The 18,805-nt window shown below is 64.8% G+C and carries 15 protein-coding genes, 2 pseudogenes and 1 riboswitch; of the genes and pseudogenes, 7 read left to right on the top strand and 10 right to left on the bottom strand.

Going from position 1 to position 18,805, the window contains the following annotated elements:
• Window positions 1-64: 64 nt before the first annotated feature.
• A pseudogene (locus QMC81_06405) lies at window positions 65-466 on the bottom strand (hydrogenase iron-sulfur subunit).
• Window positions 467-991: 525 nt separating this feature from the next.
• Here QMC81_06405 and QMC81_06400 point away from each other — a divergent pair.
• The 7 genes from QMC81_06400 to metE all read left to right on the top strand — a co-directional run bounded on the left by QMC81_06400 (window position 992) and on the right by metE (window position 9,712).
• On the top strand, window positions 992-1,246 hold the full coding sequence (locus tag QMC81_06400; GenBank protein MDI6907099.1) for an iron-only hydrogenase system regulator: 255 nt from the start codon (window positions 992-994) through the stop codon (window positions 1,244-1,246).
• Window positions 1,246-2,706 (top strand): aspartate ammonia-lyase, encoded by a 1,461-nt coding sequence (locus QMC81_06395; GenBank protein MDI6907098.1) that lies wholly within the window; start codon window positions 1,246-1,248, stop codon window positions 2,704-2,706. Before QMC81_06400 ends, QMC81_06395 begins: the two co-directional genes overlap by 1 nt.
• 104 nt (window positions 2,707-2,810) lie before the next feature.
• Window positions 2,811-4,241 carry a [FeFe] hydrogenase H-cluster radical SAM maturase HydG gene (gene hydG, locus QMC81_06390; protein MDI6907097.1) on the top strand — a complete coding sequence of 477 codons (1,431 nt, stop codon included), beginning with the start codon at window positions 2,811-2,813 and terminating at the stop codon, window positions 4,239-4,241.
• Window positions 4,225-4,572 (top strand): hypothetical protein, encoded by a 348-nt coding sequence (locus tag QMC81_06385; GenBank protein ID MDI6907096.1) that lies wholly within the window; start codon window positions 4,225-4,227, stop codon window positions 4,570-4,572. The genes hydG and QMC81_06385 overlap by 17 nt, the downstream gene beginning before the upstream one ends.
• Window positions 4,569-5,861, top strand: a complete 1,293-nt coding sequence (gene hydF / locus QMC81_06380) for a [FeFe] hydrogenase H-cluster maturation GTPase HydF (GenBank protein ID MDI6907095.1) — start codon at window positions 4,569-4,571, stop codon at window positions 5,859-5,861. Before QMC81_06385 ends, hydF begins: the two co-directional genes overlap by 4 nt.
• A 4-nt stretch (window positions 5,862-5,865) precedes the next feature.
• The gene (hydE, locus tag QMC81_06375; protein ID MDI6907094.1) at window positions 5,866-6,990 is read left to right on the top strand and encodes a [FeFe] hydrogenase H-cluster radical SAM maturase HydE; all 1,125 of its coding nucleotides are present in this window, start codon (window positions 5,866-5,868) and stop codon (window positions 6,988-6,990) included.
• Between the two features lie 7 nt (window positions 6,991-6,997).
• Window positions 6,998-7,281, top strand: a riboswitch (cobalamin riboswitch).
• 166 nt (window positions 7,282-7,447) lie between these two features.
• Window positions 7,448-9,712 carry a 5-methyltetrahydropteroyltriglutamate--homocysteine S-methyltransferase gene (gene metE / locus QMC81_06370; GenBank protein ID MDI6907093.1) on the top strand — a complete coding sequence of 755 codons (2,265 nt, stop codon included), beginning with the start codon at window positions 7,448-7,450 and terminating at the stop codon, window positions 9,710-9,712.
• Window positions 9,713-9,802: 90 nt separating this feature from the next.
• On the opposite strand, the gene QMC81_06365 is transcribed toward metE, so the two are convergent.
• The 9 genes and pseudogenes from QMC81_06365 to QMC81_06325 all read right to left on the bottom strand — a co-directional run bounded on the left by QMC81_06365 (window position 9,803) and on the right by QMC81_06325 (window position 18,765).
• On the bottom strand, window positions 9,803-10,891 hold the full coding sequence (locus QMC81_06365; GenBank protein MDI6907092.1) for a 4Fe-4S dicluster domain-containing protein: 1,089 nt from the start codon (window positions 10,889-10,891) through the stop codon (window positions 9,803-9,805).
• Window positions 10,888-11,178, bottom strand: coding sequence for an ArsR family transcriptional regulator (locus QMC81_06360; protein ID MDI6907091.1), 291 nt, complete (start codon window positions 11,176-11,178; stop codon window positions 10,888-10,890). Before QMC81_06360 ends, QMC81_06365 begins: the two co-directional genes overlap by 4 nt.
• Window positions 11,179-13,146 (bottom strand): CoB--CoM heterodisulfide reductase iron-sulfur subunit A family protein, encoded by a 1,968-nt coding sequence (locus tag QMC81_06355; protein MDI6907090.1) that lies wholly within the window; start codon window positions 13,144-13,146, stop codon window positions 11,179-11,181. It lies immediately after the preceding gene.
• Complete coding sequence (locus tag QMC81_06350; protein MDI6907089.1) at window positions 13,133-14,449, bottom strand: CoB--CoM heterodisulfide reductase iron-sulfur subunit A family protein; 1,317 nt, start codon at window positions 14,447-14,449, stop codon at window positions 13,133-13,135. The genes QMC81_06355 and QMC81_06350 overlap by 14 nt, the downstream gene beginning before the upstream one ends.
• 9 nt (window positions 14,450-14,458) lie before the next feature.
• Window positions 14,459-14,941 (bottom strand): hydrogenase iron-sulfur subunit, encoded by a 483-nt coding sequence (locus QMC81_06345; protein MDI6907088.1) that lies wholly within the window; start codon window positions 14,939-14,941, stop codon window positions 14,459-14,461.
• 322 nt (window positions 14,942-15,263) lie between these two features.
• Window positions 15,264-16,448, bottom strand: a complete 1,185-nt coding sequence (hybB, locus tag QMC81_06340) for a Ni/Fe-hydrogenase cytochrome b subunit (GenBank protein MDI6907087.1) — start codon at window positions 16,446-16,448, stop codon at window positions 15,264-15,266.
• Window positions 16,449-16,481: 33 nt separating this feature from the next.
• Window positions 16,482-17,249: a 4Fe-4S dicluster domain-containing protein gene (locus QMC81_06335; protein ID MDI6907086.1), complete on the bottom strand. Its 768-nt coding sequence runs from the start codon at window positions 17,247-17,249 to the stop codon at window positions 16,482-16,484.
• On the bottom strand, window positions 17,242-17,547 hold the full coding sequence (locus tag QMC81_06330; GenBank protein MDI6907085.1) for an iron hydrogenase small subunit: 306 nt from the start codon (window positions 17,545-17,547) through the stop codon (window positions 17,242-17,244). The genes QMC81_06335 and QMC81_06330 overlap by 8 nt, the downstream gene beginning before the upstream one ends.
• Window positions 17,527-18,765, bottom strand: a pseudogene (locus tag QMC81_06325) ([FeFe] hydrogenase, group A). The gene QMC81_06330 and the pseudogene QMC81_06325 overlap by 21 nt, the downstream one beginning before the upstream one ends.
• Between the last annotated feature and the right edge of the window lie 40 nt (window positions 18,766-18,805).

The raw sequence follows: 18,805 nt of genomic DNA, 5'->3' as shown, positions 1-18,805 counted from the left end.
ATCCCATCGCCGCCGCCACCCGCGCCAGGGACTCGTACTCGTAATCCTCATCCGCAACACGCCGGGGGTTCGGGCCGAGGTCTCGTAAATGAGCCGTGAACTCCGATACGACCTGCGCAAAACGCCCCCCCTCGGCGGCGGACACCCAGCGCAGCCGCAGCCTTTCGCGCTCGATGCCCAGCCACTCCAACAGCCGCCGCGTGATCTTGATCCGCCGTTCGGCATAATAATTGCCCTTGATATAGTGGCAGTCACCGGGGTGACAACCCCCGACCAGTACTCCGTCCGCGCCGTGCAACAACGCTTTAAGAATGAAGCCGGGGTGAATCCTCCCGGAACACATCACCCTGATCACCCGGATGTTCGGCGGGTACTGCAGCCGGCTGACCCCCGCCAGGTCCGCACCGGCGTAACTGCACCAGTTACAGAGAAAGCCGACAATTCTCGGCTCGAAACCGTTTGTCATGCTCCTGCTCCTCCTCCTTCCTGACCGTCACACCATCCCAAACCCGGTCGTGTGCGTCATGCGCTGTTTCCTATACCACCCCACCCCCGGAAAAAGAAAACCACGAAGGTCTTTCGAACCCTGGCGGTCGACCTTCGTGGTCCTTCTTCGCTATTAATTTTTCGCTGACCGGTTAACCTCACACCGGCTTACGTCCACGCCTGAAGAGATGGTGGCTTCGCGCCACCGCTGCTTCGCTACGTGTCTTATTCGCGGTCCCTTAAAGATATCCTGCCGGTCTATAATTTTTTTTTGGCCGCGGCAGGAAGTTCGCCGCCCCTATTGAATAGAAGAAACTATAAAGGACCACGAAGGTCTTTGCTCCCCGGCGAGCGGGGAGCAATCCTCGTGGTTCTTTTTCTGTTTATTGCCATATACCGTATACCGACGTCCTGCGCAGGAGGGGTTTATCTGACGGCAAGGGATGGCAAGCCCACCCCTTTTGCCGGGTGGGCTTCTGTATCTAAGGAGGAGAGGAAGGCGCCGATGGAAACGCGGATCGGGGTTCTGGGCATTGTGGTGGAAAACCGGCGGGCCATGGCTCCCAAAGTCAATGAAATCCTGGGAGCGCACGCCGATATCATCGTCGGCCGCATGGGCATCCCCTACCGGGAGAAGAACCTTTCGGTCATTGCCCTTATTGTGGACGGAAGCACCGACGCCATCGGCGCCCTGACGGGCAAGCTGGGGGCTCTGCCGGGCGTCAATGTGAAAAGCGCCCTGACGGGGAGGCGCACCTGATGTCGGGAAACAGTGTGACGAACTCCGTCGGATCAAGGGTCGAAAAGGACGCGCTGGGGCAGGCGGACATACCTGCCGGGGCTTATTTCGGCCTCCACGCCCTGCGGGCGCGGGAAAACTTCGCCGTCTCCGGGACACCGGTCCACCCGGAACTCATCTGGGCGCTGGCCCTGGTGAAAAAGGCGGCGGCGCTGGCCAACACGGAAATCGGTTTGCTGGACGCCCGCCGCGGAACGGCTATCGCCCGGGCCGCGACGGAACTGGCGGAAGGCCTGTGGCGCGACCAGATTATCGTCGATGCCTTCCAGGGCGGCGCCGGCACCTCGACCAATATGAACGTGAACGAGGTCCTGGCCAACCGGGCCATTGAAATCCTCGGCGGGGAGAAGGGAGATTACCGGATCGTTCATCCCCTGGACCATGTCAACCTCGGGCAGTCGACCAACGACGTCTATCCCACCGCTCTCCGGGTGGCGGCGATCAAGCTGGCCCGCCGGTCGGCCCACGCCCTGGCGGCGTTGCAGGGAGCGCTGCAGGCCAAGGAGAGGGAGTTCGCCTCCCTCCTGAAGATCGGACGGACCGAGATGCAGGACGCCGTTCCGGTCACCCTGGGACAGGAGTTCGGCGCCTGGGCCGAGGCGGTGGCCCGGGACTGGTGGCGGATCTATAAAGCGGAAGAACGCCTCCGCCAGGTGAATCTCGGCGGAACGGCGGTCGGCACGGGGTTGAACGCCGACCGGCGGTACATCCACCGCGTGGTCGAAATCCTGCGCGAGCTGACCGGTTTCGGCCTGGCGCGCGCCGAGAACACCTTCGAGGCCACGCAGAACGCCGATGTCTTCGCCGAGGTCTCCGGGTTTCTGAAAGCCGCCGCGGTCAACCTGGCCAAGATCGCCGGGGATTTACGCCTTCTTTCCTCCGGACCGCGCGGCGGGATAGCCGAACTCAAGCTTCCGCCGGTGCAGGCCGGCTCATCCATCATGCCGGGTAAGGTCAATCCGGTCATCCCGGAGATGGTCACGCAGGCGGCCTACCAGGTGATGGCCAACGATGTCGCCGTCAATATGGCCGCCGCGTCCGGTCAGTTGGAACTGAACGCCTTCTTGCCGCTGATCGCCCATAATTTGCTGCACTCCCTCACCATCCTCGCCAACGCCGCCGAGATTCTCGCCGACAAGTGCGTCCGTGGGATTCAGGCCGACCCGCAGCGCTGCCGGGAGCTGCTGGAGGCCAGCCAGGGCGTCATTACGGCCTTTGTCCCCTACATCGGGTATGAAAAGGCCGCGGCGTCGGTCCGCCGGGCCGTGGAAACCGGCCGCCCGGTGGCCGAGGTGCTGGTCGACGAGGGCCTGTTCACCCGGGAGGAGGTGGAGGCCGTTCTGCGCCCCGAGGAGCTGACCACCCCCGGCGTGGCCGGAGCGCGCCGTTTCCGTTCCAAGGGAGGTGGGGCGACTGGTTGAGACGGAGAACAGACCCGTGAACGGATGAGCCATGTCTTGCACAGAAGGAGGGCTTAACCATGCTGACACCCGAGGAGAAAGCCTGGCGGGAGGAACGCCTGGCGATGATCAGCCGGTACGAGGAAGCGGAAAAACGGGTGGATTTCATCAATGACGAGGAAATTCAGCGCCTCCTGGAACGCAAGGCCGATCCCGAGCCCGCCGAGGTGCGGGAGGTTCTGGCCAGGGCGAGGGAATTGAAGGGCCTGACGCCGGAGGAGACCGCCGTCCTCATAAACTGCCGCGACGCCGATCTCTGGGAGGAGATCTTCGCCACGGCCCGCTGGATCAAAGAGGAAGTCTACGGCAACCGGATCGTTCTTTTCGCCCCGCTGTATATTTCCAACCCCTGCGTCAATAACTGCGCCTATTGCGGCTTCCGCCAGACCAACGAGGAGATAACCAAGAGAACCCTCTCTTTGGAGGAATTGGAAAGCGAGGTAAAGATCCTCACCTCGAAGGGGCACAAGCGCCTGATCGTGGTCTACGGGGAGCACCCGGCCAGCGACGTCGACTTTATGTGCCGCACCATCGAGAAGATCTACGCCACCAGGAACGGCAACGGCGAGATCCGGCGGGTGAACGTCAACGCCGCGCCGCTGACCGTGGAAGAGTACCGGCGCGTGAAGAACGTCGGCATCGGCACGTATCAAGTTTTTCAGGAGACGTACCACCACGGCACCTACCGGAAGGTGCACCCGTCAAACACGCTCAAGGGTTCGTACCTGTGGCGCCTGTTTTCCCTGCACCGGGCGCAGGAGGCGGGCATCGACGACGTGGCCATCGGCGTCCTCTTCGGGCTTTACGATTGGCGGTTCGAGGTGTTGGGACTCCTCTATCACGCCATGGACCTCGAGCGTGAGTTCGGCGTGGGCCCCCACACCATATCCTTCCCGCGGCTCGAGCCGGCGCTGAACACGCCGCTGGCGGCCAGTCCGCCGTACCGGGTCGGCGACGAGGACTTCAAGAAGGTCGTCGCCGCCCTGCGCTGCGCCGTGCCGTACACCGGTCTGATCCTTACCTGCCGCGAGCGGCCGGAACTAAGGCGGGAGGTCATTGCGCTGGGCGTCTCGCAGGTCGACGCCGGCTCCCGTATCGCCGTGGGCGGGTACGCTGAAATGGAACGGGAACATATCCCCGACCGCGAGCAGTTCCAGCTCGGCGACACCCGCTCCCTGGACGAATTCATTCATGAACTCTGTGACGACGGATACATTCCATCCTTCTGCACGGCGGGTTACCGCGCCGGGCGCACGGGGTGTCACTTTATGTCCTTCGCCAAGAAGGGGCTCGTCAAGAACTTCTGCGTTCCCAACGCCGTGCTCACCTTTAAGGAATACCTGCTGGACTATGCCGCGCCCGAGACGCGGGAGGCCGGGGAGGATACGATCACCCGCTACCTCGCGGAATTGGAGAAACGCCTGCCGCAGAAGACGGACAGGCTGAAGGAGTTCCTGACGCGAATGGAGGCCGGGGAACGTGATCTCTACTTCTGATGCCGGTAACGGCGCCGTCACGCCCCGCCCGCCGGATGCAGGGGATGTCCCGGCGGAGCTGGAGAGATTGTGCCGTTGGGCCTGTGCCCGTTTCGGGGTGAAAAAAATCTACTTTGCGCGGGCCCTGGGTCGGCGAATGCACTATCTCGGCGGTTTCGGCGAGGAAACCTACCTGCCCCCCGAGGCGATGCGGGTGGGGCCCGACCTGTGGGCCTTCATCGAGGGAACCGAGGATTTGCCGCCGGAGGAAAGACGGACCTTGAGGCACCTGCTGGAAACGGCCGGGCGGCGCCTGGCCGCTTCCGGCAGGGAAGGAGAGGAACCGCAATGACGGATCTCAACGCGACCCCGCGCGGCCAGCGCCTGCACATCGCCATTTTCGGACGGCGGAACGCCGGCAAGTCCAGCCTGATCAACGCCCTGACCAACCAGAATCTGGCCATCGTCGCCGACGTCCCCGGCACCACCACCGACCCGGTGGCCAAGGCCATGGAACTGCTGCCGCTCGGCCCGGTGATGCTTATCGACACCGCCGGTCTCGATGATACGGGTCCCCTCGGGGAACTGCGGGTCAGGAAGAGTCTGGAGGTGCTACCGAAGACCGACCTGGTGCTCCTGGTGGTCGACCCGGCGCAGGGCCCCGGCGCGTGCGAGGATGACGTGGCGGCCCTGGCGCGCGAGCGCAAAATCCCGGTCATCGGCGTGGCCAACAAGGCCGACCTGTACCCCGACCCACCCCTCGCCGCCTGGTCGGCCCGGCTGCCCGTGCCCTGGACGGCGGTGAGCGCCCTGACCCGGGACGGCATCGAGCACCTGAAGCGGCAGATCATCGAGCTTGCCCCCGGGGACTGGGCGCTGCCGACCATCGTCGGCGATCTCATTGCCCCCGGGGACACGGTGGTGCTGGTGATCCCCATCGATAAGGCGGCGCCCAAGGGGAGACTCATCCTGCCCCAGCAGCAGGTGATTCGCGACATCCTGGAACACGACGGAGTGGCCGTGATGGTCAAAGAACGGGAGCTTCGCCACGCCCTGGACGGCATGGTCAGGCGCCCGCGGCTCGTGGTGACCGATGCCTCCGCGTACCTTAAGGCCGTCGCCGATACCCCGCCCGATGTCCTCTTCACCTCCTTCTCGATCCTGTTCGCGCGCTACAAGGGGGACCTCAACACCCTGGCGGCGGGGGCGGCGGCGGTGAGCAGACTCCGGCCGGGAGACCGGGTCCTCATCGCGGAGGCCTGCACCCACCACCCTGTGGAGGACGACATCGGGCGGGTCAAAATCCCCCGCTGGCTGCGGCAGACGGCGGGCGGGGAGTTGCAGTTCGACGTCCGCGCGGGAGGCGGCGCGCTGCCGGAAAACCTCGCCGACTACAAACTGGTCGTCCACTGCGGGGCCTGCATGCTGAACCGCCGGGAGATGCTCTCCCGCATCCTGCAGGCGCGGCAGGCGGGGGTGCCGATCGCCAACTACGGCGTCCTGCTGGCCCGCATGCACGGCGTCCTGCACCGGGCGCTCTCGCCCTTCCCGGCGGCCCTGGCCGCGCTCGGCGCCGCGACAGGGGATGATGACGGCGAGGACGCGCCGCCGGTCCGCTTCCGCGGGCCGGTCGGAGAGTGATATGTTGCGGCCGGAGTTCGCCGCCGCGCTGTCGCGGGCCACAAAGGCCCACGCGCTCGCGCGGGAGGAGATCGTTCTGCTCCTCGGCGCCGAAGGCGAGGATGCCGTAGCGCTGTTCCGGGCCGCCGACGCCGTGCGGGCCCGGCACCTGGGCGAGGCCGTTCACCTGCGGGCCGTCATCGAGTTTTCGAACCATTGCGTCAAAAACTGCCATTATTGCGGCCTCCGGCGCGACAACCGCCGCCTCGCCCGCTACCGCATTACGCCGCAGGAGGTCCTGGCCGCCGCCCGCTGCGTCCGGTCCCAGGGATACCGTACCGTGGTGCTCCAAGCGGGCGAGGATCCCGCTTATCAAACGACGGATCTGGCCCGCCTCGTCCACCGCCTGAAAACCGAGCTCGACGTGGCGGTGACGCTCTCCCTGGGCGACCTGACGCGAGAGGCCTACCGGGAGCTTCGCGCCGCCGGGGCCGACCGCTACCTCTTAAAGCACGAGACGGCCAACCCGGCGCTGTTCGCCCGCCTCCGCCCCGGCACCACCCTCGCCGGCCGGTTGGAACGACTCTCCTGGCTGCGCGAACTCGGGTATCAGGTGGGAAGCGGCAACATCGTGGGTTTGCCCGGGCAAACGCTTAAGACGCTGGCCGATGACATCCTGCTGCTGAAAAAAATGGACGTCGAGATGGCCGGCACCGGCCCCTTCATCCCCCACCCGGCGACGCCGCTGGGCGCTTTCCCGCCGGGTTCCCTGGACCTGACCCTGAAGGTGCTGGCGGTCACCCGCCTCCTGCTCCCCCTGGCGCACCTGCCGGCCACCACCGCCGTCGCCACCATCCACCCGGACGGGCGGCGGAGGGCGCTGGCGGCCGGCGCCGACGTGGTGATGCCGGACCTCACGCCGGCCGCATACCGGCGATACTATGAGATATACCCCGGCAAGAACGGCCCCGCCGGCGAAGGCCGGGACTCATCCTTCGCCTGGTGGGAGGAGGAGCTGAAGGATTTGGGCAGGACGGTGGCCCGGGACTATGGGCATAGCCCGAAGACGTCCGCCGGCCGCCACGGCCCGGAAGAGCCGCCGAACATACGGCGGGTCTTGACACCGGGCGACGCGCCCGTGTTAGAATAGCATCCAAAGCAATAGCGGACAGGCGGGTGCCCCCGGCGGGGGCTAAGAGGGAATCAGGTGCAAATCCTGAGCAGTCCCGCTACTGTGAGCGAGGAGTCGCCCCCAGAAAGCCACTGCCCAGCACTCAACCCGGGGAAACAGGAAGCTTGTGGTGAATACCGGAAGCTTGTATGTACCGAGCGGTAACGGTTGACCAAAGACGCCTGTGTCTCTGGGTTGAGTGCCGGGCGGGAAGGCGGGAGGCGACGATGACCGTAAGCCAGGAGACCTGCCTGCCTGTCATCGCTCCCGCACGCCTTCGGTCGAGAGGCGGGGAGTGGCATAGGTGAAAGTTCCGCGTCTCCCTCTATTTGCGCGCCTGCGGAGCGCAAATAGAGGGAGACGCCGGGTGTCTTTATGCCGACCCCGCCCGCTTCCCGGGCGGGGTTTCCAGTTTGATGAAGGAGATGGTTTATCGATGTTGATCAGCAACCTCGGCTATCCCCGCATAGGTCGGGAGCGAACCCTGAAGAGGCTCCTGGAAGCATTCTGGCGGGGAGAGCTGGACGAGTCCGGTCTGCTGGACGGCGCAAACAGACTGGAAGAGGCCCACTGGCGCCGGCAGGTCCGCCTCGGCGTGGAGCTTGTCCCGGTGGGTGATTTCTCACTGTACGATCACGTTCTCGACACCGCCGTGACGTTCGGCCTTGTGCCGGAGCGGTTTCAAAACCTCTCCTCCGATCTGGCCGTCTACTTCGCCGCGGCGCGCGGTATGCCCAACGCCCGGGCGTGCGCCCTCAAGAAGTGGTTCGACACGAATTATCACTATGTCGTGCCCGAGTGGGACAGGACACCCTCCCTGGCCATAAACCTGCCGCTTCTGGCCTACCGGCGCGCCAGGGGCGTCCTGGGCGACAGGGCCAAGCCGGTTGTCCTGGGTCCGTTCACCTTCGTCAAGCTGTCTAAAAACGCCCCGAACCTGCCACGGGCGCTCGACGAACTGGCGCCTCTCTACGCCCGGTTGCTGCTGGAACTGGAGGCGGCCGGAGCGACGTGGGTGCAGGTGGACGAACCGTGGCTGGTGTGCGACGTGACGGAAGAGGAAATGGACTGCCTCGCGGCGGCCTACCGGCGGATAACCGGGGATCTGGGCGGGCTTAGGATAATGCTCCAGACGTACTTCGGCGCCCCACACCGCTACACGTCCCTGGCGGCGTTGCCGGTCCAGGGCCTGGGGCTCGATTTCGTGCGCGGGGGCCGGGAAAACCTGGCCAACCTGGAACGGCACGGCTTTCCCCGGGACAAGCGGCTGGGCGCAGGGGTCGTGGACGGGCGCAACATCTGGCGGACCGACCTGCGCCAGGGGTTGGCCCTAGTACAAAAGCTGCTGTCCTACGTGCCGGAAGACAGGCTGTGGCTGCAGCCTTCCTGCAGCCTTATGCACCTGCCCGTGACCACCGCCGGCGAGTCTCACCTCCCTCCCGCCCTGCACGAAGCACTGGCTTTTGCCGACGAGCGCCTGGCGGAACTGGGCGTCCTGGCCCGCGCCGTCAGAGAGGGCGAAGGGGCGGTCGCCGCCGAGTTGGCGGCCTCGGACCGGGCGCGGCGCGCCCTTGAGGAACTCGACGGGCGGGCGGTGCCCGCCGTCCGTGCCCGTACCGCCGCCCTCAGCGAGGACGATTTCGACCGGGCCGTCTCCTTTGAGGAACGCCGCCGGCGGCAGGCGGACCGTCTTGCCCTTCCTCTGTTCCCGACGACCACGATCGGCAGTTTCCCGCAAACGTCCGAGGTACGCCAAAGCCGCGCGCGCCGCCGGCGCGGCGAATGGAGCGAGGAACAGTACCAGGCCTTTATCCGCGGTCAGATCGCCGAATGGATCCGCCTCCAGGAGGAACTCGGGCTCGACGTGCTGGTGCACGGCGAGTTCGAACGCAACGACATGGTGGAGTACTTCGCCGCCAGGCTGCGGGGGTTTGCCGTCACCGCCGACGGCTGGGTGCAGTCTTACGGCTCCCGCTGCGTCAAACCGCCGGTCCTTTGGGGCGACGTCTACCGCGACACGCCGCTGACCCTTGCCGAGGCCGTCTACGCCCAATCGCTGACGCCGCGGCCGGTAAAGGCCATCCTGACCGGACCGGTGACCATGGTTAACTGGTCGTTCGTACGCGAAGACCTCGACCGGGACCAGGTCGCGTACCAGGTCGCGCTCGCCGTCCGCGACGAAATCGCCGGTCTGGAGAAGGCCGGTCTGCCGATCGTACAGGTTGACGAGCCCGCCATCCGCGAAGGGCTGCCGCTGCGGACAGAGGAAAAAGCATCCTACCTGTCCTGGGCCGTGCGCGCCTTCCGCCTGGCCACCGCCGGGGTTCGTCCCGAAACCCAGATTCATACCCATATGTGCTACAGCGAGTTCGGTGATATAATCGAAGCCATCGTCGCCCTGGACGCCGACGTCATCTCCATCGAAGCCGCCCGCGGCGGCGACGCGTTGGAACTCTTCAAACACCGCGCCTATCCCCGGGACGTCGGCCCGGGAGTCTTCGACGTCCACACGCCTCATGCGCCGACCGTCGAGGAGATGGCGAGGGTTGTCCGGGAGGCGCTGAAACTCTTCCCGGCCGAGCGGCTCTGGGTCAACCCGGACTGCGGCTTGAAGACGCGACAGAAGGAGGAGGCCGTCACCGCACTGGCCCGGATGGTAGAGGCGGCGCGCCGGCTGCGCGCCGAACATACGGCCGGCTGAACAAAAGGGAACCCGCCGCCCGGGAAAAGGCGCTCCCCGGCGAGACACCTCGCCGGGGAGCGCCTTTATCGTCACCGGGACGACACGCTTTCACTTCCCGGATTGGGCCCGGGTCTGAGCCCGGGCCACACAGAGGGCCAGGAAGCGGTAAGCGGCGTGGGCGAACTTGGTGCAGGGCGCGGCCAGGATCAGGAGCGCCACCACGACCAGGTGCGCCGCATAAAGGGTGTAGCTCGCCGGGGGCAGGTTCAGGTAGGCCGTTCCCTCCAACAAAAGCCCGGTCAGACCGGCCAGGAAAAGCAGGGTGAGGAAGGTCCAGTCGGTGAAGTGGGTGAAAACCTCCCTCCCCGCCAGGCGCCGCCAACCGGCCACGAGAGCGCCCCCCAAGAGAGCGATCCCCCCGAGGGTGCCGAGCCCCCGGATCGGCGCGGGCAGGTTTTCCGGCGCCCCGCCGGAGTTAAAAATGAAGGCCAGGGCCGTGGTGAGACCGAGCGCGATGAACCCGTTGACGATGGCCAGGTGCATCCACCGCCTGGTCTTGTCCTCGCACTGCCGGTACCGCTGCTGGATCAGGACCTCCTCCAGAAAGGTGCGCCACACATCCCCGGCCCCCAACCGTACCGGCACCGGCGCCGCCGTCGTCAGGTGCCGGTACATCCGCCGCAGGCTGAGGGCCACGCACCCCAAGACAAAGCAACCCAAGCCTACCCCCCCGACCTCAATCAGGCGGGTGGGAATAAAGAGGCTTAAGCGAACGGTCTCGCGGTCCACCGGTCCGTGGAAGAGAACGAGTCCCAGGCCGAAGAAGACCGCCGCCGACAAGTAAAAGAAGAAGGTGAACATTTTGGACGTGTAAAGCTTGCCCGCCGGTCGCGGCCAGCTGTACCGGGCGATAGCCCAGCGCCTGAGGGCCATAATGACCTCGCCGGGATCAGCCAGGCGGGGACACATGCTGGTGCACTGGCCGCAGTGATAGCAGAGCCAGATCCCGGGGCTCGCAAGGATTTTCTCCCCGGCCCCGAGCTGCGCGTAGCGGAGCAACCGCCGCGGGTAAAAGGAATCGGTCTCGGCCAGGGGGCAGATGGCCGAGCAGTTGCCGCAGTTGAAACACGCCCGGCTTTGCGCGGCCCCCAATCTAATCACTTCCGCCGTAAATTCCGGCTGCGCCGCCATGCTCATTCTTCTTTCTTCCCCTCCACAACCGCATAGGTGTAGTAGTCTCTCTTCAAGAACTCTTCCCTCACTTGCCCGTACTTTCTCAAGGAGGCAAGATGGCGCATCACTTTCTCCGGAGCCAGGCCCGTTCCCTCCGCTATCTGCGGGACGGTAAGAGAGGCCCCCGCCTTTTTGAGCAGGGCGACGATACTGTTTTTCTCGCCGCGGGCCCGGGCGAGGGCGCGCCGCCTTTCCTCCGGCACCGGCCGCCGGGCGCGCATCGTCGCCACCGTGCCTTCCCTATCACCCATCTATCGCACCCCCTCCGCCACGGCCGCGTCGACCATCGCCGCCATTTGTTCCACGGTATAACCCCGGACCCCGAGGGCCCGATGGGGGCAGACGGCCGCGCAGGCGCCGCACCCCTTGCACAGGGCTTCGTTAACCCGCGCCAGGCCTTCGACCACCGCCAGAGCCCCGAAGTCGCACTCGGGGAGACAAAGACCGCATCCGTCGCACCTGTCCGCCCGCACCTTGGCCACGAAGGGCTCGAGCTTTACATAGCCCCGCCCCAGCAGGACGGAGGCCCTGGCCGCCGCCGCGGAAGCGGAGAGGACCGTCTCGGTGATATCCTTGGGTCCCTGGGCCGTTCCCGCAATAAAGAGCCCCTCGATCCCCACCTCCACCGGCCGCAGCTTGGGGTGGACCTCCAGGAGAAAGCCGTCGTTACCCGTCGGAAGCCTCAGTTTCTCCGCCACCTCTTTCGCTCCCCGGCTTAACTCCATCCCGGTGACCAGGACCACCAGGTCGGCCGGTACGGACACCGTTTCCCCGAAGGTGAGGAGGTCCCTGGCCGTGACCCTCAGACGGCCGTCCTCGCTTGTCACCACAGGAGGCTCCCGCAACTTGTACCGTATAAAGAGGACACCGTCCCGGGACGCGCCCTCGTAGTAGTCCTCACAATCCCGGCCGTAAGTGCGGATGTCCCGGTAGAAAAAGGAGATCCGCGCGCCGGGGCAGCGCCGTTTCATCTCCTGCGCCGCCTGCAGCGCCGCCGTGCAGCAGTACCGGGAGCAATACTGGTTGGCCCTTTCCCCTTCCCCCGGCACCTGGCGGCTGCCCACACACCCGATGAAGACGATGTTTTTTAAGTCTTTTCTCTCCCGGCCGGGCAGCCGCAACTCGCCGCCCGTGGGCCCGTTGGCCGCCAGAAGCCGCGTCAACTGCGGCAGGGTCAGGACATTCTCGCAGACACCGAACCCGAATTCGCCCTCCCGTGGTTCATAGGGGTCGAAACCGGCGGTGACAACGATCGCCCCCACGGTGAGCGTGACCACCCGTTCCTCAGCCGCCGGATTGATCGCCCCGGTGGGACAGGCCGCCGCACACCGGCCGCACCTGGTACACGCGGCCGCATCGATGGCATAGCGGGGCGGATGGGCCCCGGGATAAGGGAAGTAGATCGCCTTGCGGCGGGCGAGGCCTTCGTTGAAGGAGTCGGCCGTCTCCACGGGGCAGACCGCCGCGCACCGGCCGCACAGGTCGCACTCCTGACTCACAAAGCGTGGCTCTCTCCTCAGGGTGACGTGCCAGTTGCCGACGAAGCCGTCCACCGCATCCAGGACGGTTGACGGGTACATCTTGATCCGCGGGTGCCCCGCCACCTGTTCCAGTAAGGATCGCAAGAGTGCGGTCGCCCCTTCTTCGGTCGGGTAGACTTTGTCAAGCTGCGCCATTCGCCCGCCGAAGAAGGGGGTCTTCTCCACCAGGTGCACCGTAAGCCCCCGCTCGGCCAGGTCGAGGCCGGCGCGCAGCCCGGCGACCCCTCCCCCTACCACAAGGACACGGCGGCGGGACTCCACACGGATTTTGGCCAGTGGCTCAAGGAGGACGGCCTTCGCCACCGCCATGCGGATGAGATCCTTGGCCTTCTCCGTGGCGCGGCGGCCGTCCCCCGCGTGGGCCCAGCTGCACTGCTCACGAATGTTGGCCATCTCGAAGAGGTAAGGGTTCAGGCCTCCCCGGGCCAGGGCCTTGCGGAAGGTGGGTTCGTGCAGGCGCGGCGAACAGGAGGCCACCACCACGCGGTCGATCCGTTCCTCCCTTATGTCCTCTTCGATCAGCTCCTGCCCCGGGTTGGAACACATGAAGATATAGTTACGGGCCACCGCGACCCCCTCCAGAGAGCGCGCGTAAGCCGTGACTTCCTCCACGTCGATGACGTCGGAGATGTTGCCCCCGCAATGACAGATGTAGACGCCTACCTTAGGCCCGGTCACTCGCTTCTCTCCCTCCGTCCCCGCGCGCCGCGAGGTAGCAGGAAACCCGCATGGCCGCGGCACCGGCCTGCATCACCGTGTCCACAATATCCTTGGGGCCCTCCGCCACCCCCGCCACGAAAACCCCCGGAACGTTTGTGACGGTCGGATCGAGTTTCGGGGATACCGTCCGCACGAAGCCGTAATCGTCCACGGCCAATTCCGGGAAAAGGCGCCTAAGCTCTGTCTGGGGACGGATCCCCAGGGCCAGGACCACCATCTCGTACTCCTCTTCCACGATCCGCGAATCCTCGCCGATGATTTCCGCCCGCAGGACAAGGTTCTTGTTCTCCTTTTCGTTTATGGATGCCACCCGGCCCTTGACAAAACGCACCCCCGCTTCCTCGGCGCGCCGGTAGAATTCCTCATACCCCTTGCCGTAGGCCCGGATATCCATGTAATACACGTCCACCGCCACCTTTTTCAGGTTCAAGATGGTCGACTGCGCCTGGCGGGCGGTGTACATGCAGCAGACACGGGAACAGTAAGGGAAGCCGAGGCGCGGGTTGCGGCTCCGCGAACCGACGCAGAGAATAAAGGCCACCCGCCGGGGGATTTTTCCGTCGGAGGGCCGCACCACCGCCCCGTAGGGGCCGTTGGGAACCAGCAGCCGCTCCATCGTCAGCGAAGGGATGACATTGACAAACCGCCCGCCGCCGAAGTTTTCCAACCTTCGAAGATCGAAGAGCCTGAAACCGGTGGCCAGCACGACCGCGCCCACCTCCACCGTCACCGTCTCCGGCTGCCGGTTGAAATCCACGGCCTTGCTGCGGCAGACGCGCTCGCACGTCCCGCACAGCACGCAGTTCTCCAGGTCCACGAGCGCCACCTTCGGCACGGCCTGGGCGAAGGGGATGTAGATCGCCTTGCGGACGCCCAGACCGTTTTCGAACTCGCTGGGAACGTCCACCGGGCAGACGTTCTCGCAGAACCCGCACCCCACGCAGCGCTCCTCATCGACATAGCGTGGCTTCTTCACCACGTTCACGATAAAACCCGTCCCCCGCCGCGTCACCGACTCCACCTCGGCGTAGGTCAGCAGGTCGATCCCCGGATGGTTGGCCACGTTCACCATTTTGGGCGTAAAGATGCAGCTCGGGCAGTCCAGGGTGGGAAAGACCTTCTGCAGCTGGATCATCCTTCCACCGATGCTGGGTTCCTTCTCCACCAGATAAACCTTAAACCCCTGGCCGGCCAGGTCCAGGGCCGTCTGTACGCCCGCGATCCCGCCGCCAAGGACCAGGACACTGTTCATTGCCGTCATATTTCTCTCTCACGCCTCCCCGACCGCCGGCTCACCGCGCCGGTGACTGTAAGGAGTCGGGCCCAGCAGCGACAACAGCTCGGTCATCTCTTCCGTGACCTGCTTAAAAACATTGGTGCAGATGCTGCAAACGGCCTCCACCCGCAGACGGTCGGCCTCGATCCCCATCTCACGAAGTGCGGGCGTGAGACTTTTCATTCGCTCCCGCGTTCGCTCCACTCCTCCACCGTAGGCGCAGTCCTGGGGATAGCAGGTACCGATGATAATCCCGTCCACCCCTTTGCGGAAGGCCTCGAGTACCAACGACGGCGGAACCATGGAACAGCAGCGCACCCGGATGAGCCGGATATTGGGCGGATAGCTTATTCTTGTCAGCCCGGCCACGTCCGCGCACGGATAGGCGCACCGCTCCGTGGCGAACATTAGAATCAACGGTTGGTACTCCTCTTCTTCCGGAGCCCGGTCTCCCTGCTGTCCTTCTTCTGCAAGCAAACGCAACCCTCTCCTTCCCCCCTGAAAAGTAAGCAAAAGGCCACGAAACAGGCATCCCCCCTTCGTCAGGGAAGACCAGCGCCTTCGTGGCCCTTACTTTACTTACTCTAGACTGCAACCACGGATTCAATTATCCTATTTCTCATAGTGTAGCTATTTTCTTCCCGAAGTGTCAATGGTTTGGGCGAAGGTTTTTGTAATTTTGGCAATATTCATACTTTGCTCTTCGGCCCAAAGGATGAAGGGGTCCCCGGCGAAAGAGCCGCCGGGGACCTCAATAGGAGGGAGAGAAAACCTCAGCATGAGGTACGGGCACAGGGCACTAAGCTTGGACCTGCGCCGTACCGTACCGGTGGGTCTTGTTGATCGCCGCCTGTTTCTCCTGGTCCTCGTGGAAGATCGCGAAGTTCTCCACGATGAAGCAGTAGAGCAGGACGCCGACGGTGACAAGCCCGATGGTTACCGACCACTCCATCCAGTGCGGGAAGTAGCTCCCGCCGGAGGCCCCGGCCATCCCGGTGAACACCACGTTCATGCGGTTGAAGATCACGCCGGCCACGGTGAGGATGGAAGCGGTGAGCAGCCCGCCGGCGCTGTTCCGCACGCCGGGCATGAAGAACATGATCATCGGCACGAGCACGAAGACGATGGTCTCGAGCAGGAACATGTTGCCCTCGAAGGAGCCGTTGAAGGCAAAGCCCCAGGCACCCCGCCAGGTGAGGTCGACGACCTTCATTACGAGGTAGAGGAGCATCAGCCAGGCGGTGACCTTCACCAGGCTGCCGAGGACCGGCACCTCATGGTTGAAGTCGCGCTTGTAGGCCTTGGCGGCCAGCCAGCCCTCGAAGGTGCACATCGCCGGCCCGACGAAGAAGGCGGAGGTCAGGAAGAAGATCCCGATCCACAGCGACCACCAGGTCGGGTACAGGCGATCTACGGCGACGATGTAGAGGTTGCCCAGGGACTGCTGGTGCAGGGTCGGGAGCATGATACCGACCACGAACAGGATAGGCAGGATGCCGTCGAAGAGCTTCTTCAGGCTGGGAGCCTTGACCCGCTCAAAGGCGATGTGTCCGAACTCCAGCATCTGGACCATGGTGTACAGGGAGACGCACCAGAAGACTTCAAACAGCACCGAGTGGTAGCCCCAGTAGAAGAAGGGCCGCCAGAAGTTGTACCATTTCCCGATGTCCAGGAACAGTCCGCCCAGGACCAGGTTGTAGCCGATCAGGGACGTCAACAGGGCGGCGCGGGAAATCGAGTGGTACTTGTGCTTGTGCAGGATGTGTACGATCAGCGCGGTGGAGAACCCGCCGCCGGCCAGGGCGACGCCGGTCAGGACGTCGAACCCGATCCACAGTCCCCAGGGCCACTGGTCGTTCAGGTTGGTGGCCGCGCCCAGGCCCATCAGGAGCCGGTAGACGGCGACACCGAGGAACACGGCGACGATCGCCACCCCGACCGCACGTAACCCGGACCATCTAAAAGTCCATCTTTCCAGACTCATAGCCGTACCTCCAATCTCACCTTAATGTCGCCCTTAATGTCCCTCTTCCACGTCCGCGCGCCGCTTGGTGTAGAGGTAGAGCGCGGTCAGGACGGCGGTCCAGCCCACGGCGACGTACGGCGTCCACTTGAGCACCTTCCAGGTGTAGGACGGGATGCTCTCCTGCGAAACGTCCGTGCGGAAGCCGAGTTGGTCAAAAGGAACGTCCGACAGATAGAGTACCGAGGTCCCGCCGTACTCCTTCTCGCCGAAGACCTGGTTAACGTACTTGTCGGGGTTGTCCGCGATGCGCTTGTGCGCTTCGTCCAGCAGTTCCTTGCGGGTACCGAACTTGTTCGCTCCCGTCGGGCAGGCCGACGTGCAGGCCGGCTGCATGCCCTCCTGCAGGCGGTCATAGCAGAAACGGCACTTGCGTACGGCCGGGAAGGCCTTATCCCACTCGTACTTGGGCACCTGGAACGGGCAGGCCAGCATGCAGTACCGGCAGCCCACGCACAGCCGCTCGTTGTAGACAACCGGCCCCTCGGGAGTCTTTTGGATCGCCTTGACGAAGCAGGCGGAGGCACAGGCCGGGTCAAGACAGTGGAAGCACTGGGTCTTTACGAAACGCCACACCGCGCCGTCCTTGCCTTCGGCGACATGCTTCCTGACCACGGTCCAGTTCTCGGAGCCAAGCTGCGCCTTATCGCCGATGGGCGACGCGCCGCTCTCCCACTTGAGGCCGTTGTAGAGCTTGCACGCCACCGCGCAGCTACCGCAGCCGACGCACCTGGTCAGGTCTACCAGTACGCCCTTACGCATTCCGGGCCAACCCCCTTTCCTTTCCACCCGTCGCCTCACGCATATCCAGGGCGTGCAGGTGCCGCCCGCGCGAGACATATTCGGTGTGCAGCAGCTTTTCAGCCAGTTCGCTCATCGGGTGTTCCAGGAATTCTTGATAGATGGCCAGAATCTCCGGGTTCTCGTGGCTCTCCCGTATCACCCATCGGGCATCGGCGCTGTACAAAGCCGCGATGCGCCTGGCACGCACTTCATCCGTGGGCGGTACCGCCGTGCGCGGCTGGCCGCCGCCGCTGATGCAACCGCCGGGGCAGGTCATAAACTCCACGAAATGCCAGGGCGCCCTGCCTTGACGCACAGCCTCCAGTACCTGACGCCCGTTGCCCATACCATGGCAGACCGCAACGCGTACGGTCCCGACGCCCGGCACATCCACCGCCGCCTCCTTGACCCCCGCCAGGCCGCGGACCGGGGTCAGGTTCAACAGCCCGGCCGGCGGCTCTTGACCGGTGATGAAGAAGTAGGCCGTGCGGACGGCGGCTTCCATAACGCCGCCGGTGGCGCCGAAGATAATCGCGCCGCCCGTGCACTTGCCCATCAGGGGATCGTAATCCTCCTCGGGAAGCCGCGTCAGGTCGATACCCCTCTGTTTGAGCATCCTTGCCAGTTCGCGGGTGGTGAGGACGACGTCCACATCCCGCAACCCGCTGTCGTTCATCTCCGGGCGCTGCGCCTCAAACTTCTTTGCCGTGCATGGCATGACAGAAACGGAAACGATCTTCGCGGGATCAATGTTTCTCTTTTTCGCGTAATAGGTCTTTACCAGGGCGCCGAACATCTGCTGCGGCGACTTGCAGGTAGAGATGTGCGGGAGCAGGTCGGGGTAGAAATACTCACAGAACTTGATCTATCCCGGGCTGCAGGAGGTGAACTGGGGCAGCGGCCGCCCCGGCATCTCGCCTTTGATGCGCTTGATCAACTCCGTCGCCTCCTCCATAATCGTGAGGTCGGCTGTGAAGTTGGTGTCCAGGACGGCGTCAAAGCCCAGGCGCCTCAGGGCGGCGACCTGCTGGCCCATAACCCATGTGCCGGGCGGCAGGCCGAACTCCTCGCCGAGCGCCACGCGCGTCGCCGGCGCGGTCTGCACCACGACAAACCGGTCGGGGTCTTCGAGCGCCCGCCGGACCTTTTCCGTATCGTCTCTTTCACTGATGGCCCCGGTGGGACAGGCCAGAGCGCACTGGCCGCAGTTGATACAAACGATATCATCCACCACGGGGAGCCCGTAGTATCCGAAGACCGATTGCGTGTGCTGGCAGACTTCCAGGCACTGCCCGCAAAGGATGCATTTTTCATCGTCACGCACGATGGCGGGGCTGGCCGGGTCGATGGGCACCCGCCCGCGGACTTGCGCCGGCCAGGTGCCGGCGGCTTCATACTGATAGGGGATCCACCCCTCCCCGCCGGTGTCCCCCACGGGAGAGTGCAAACAACCGCCACAGCTTGCGGCCAACCCGGTCAGGCCAAGTCCGCCCATCAGCTTCAGGAAGGCCCGCCGGGTTACCGCTTTCTCCCGC

Source organism: Thermoanaerobacterales bacterium (assembly GCA_030019475.1).
Classification (GTDB): domain Bacteria; phylum Bacillota; class Desulfotomaculia; order Desulfotomaculales; family JASEER01; genus JASEER01.
Note: the sequence above shows the minus strand (reverse complement) of the source record. Positions and strands in the feature narration are given on the sequence as shown.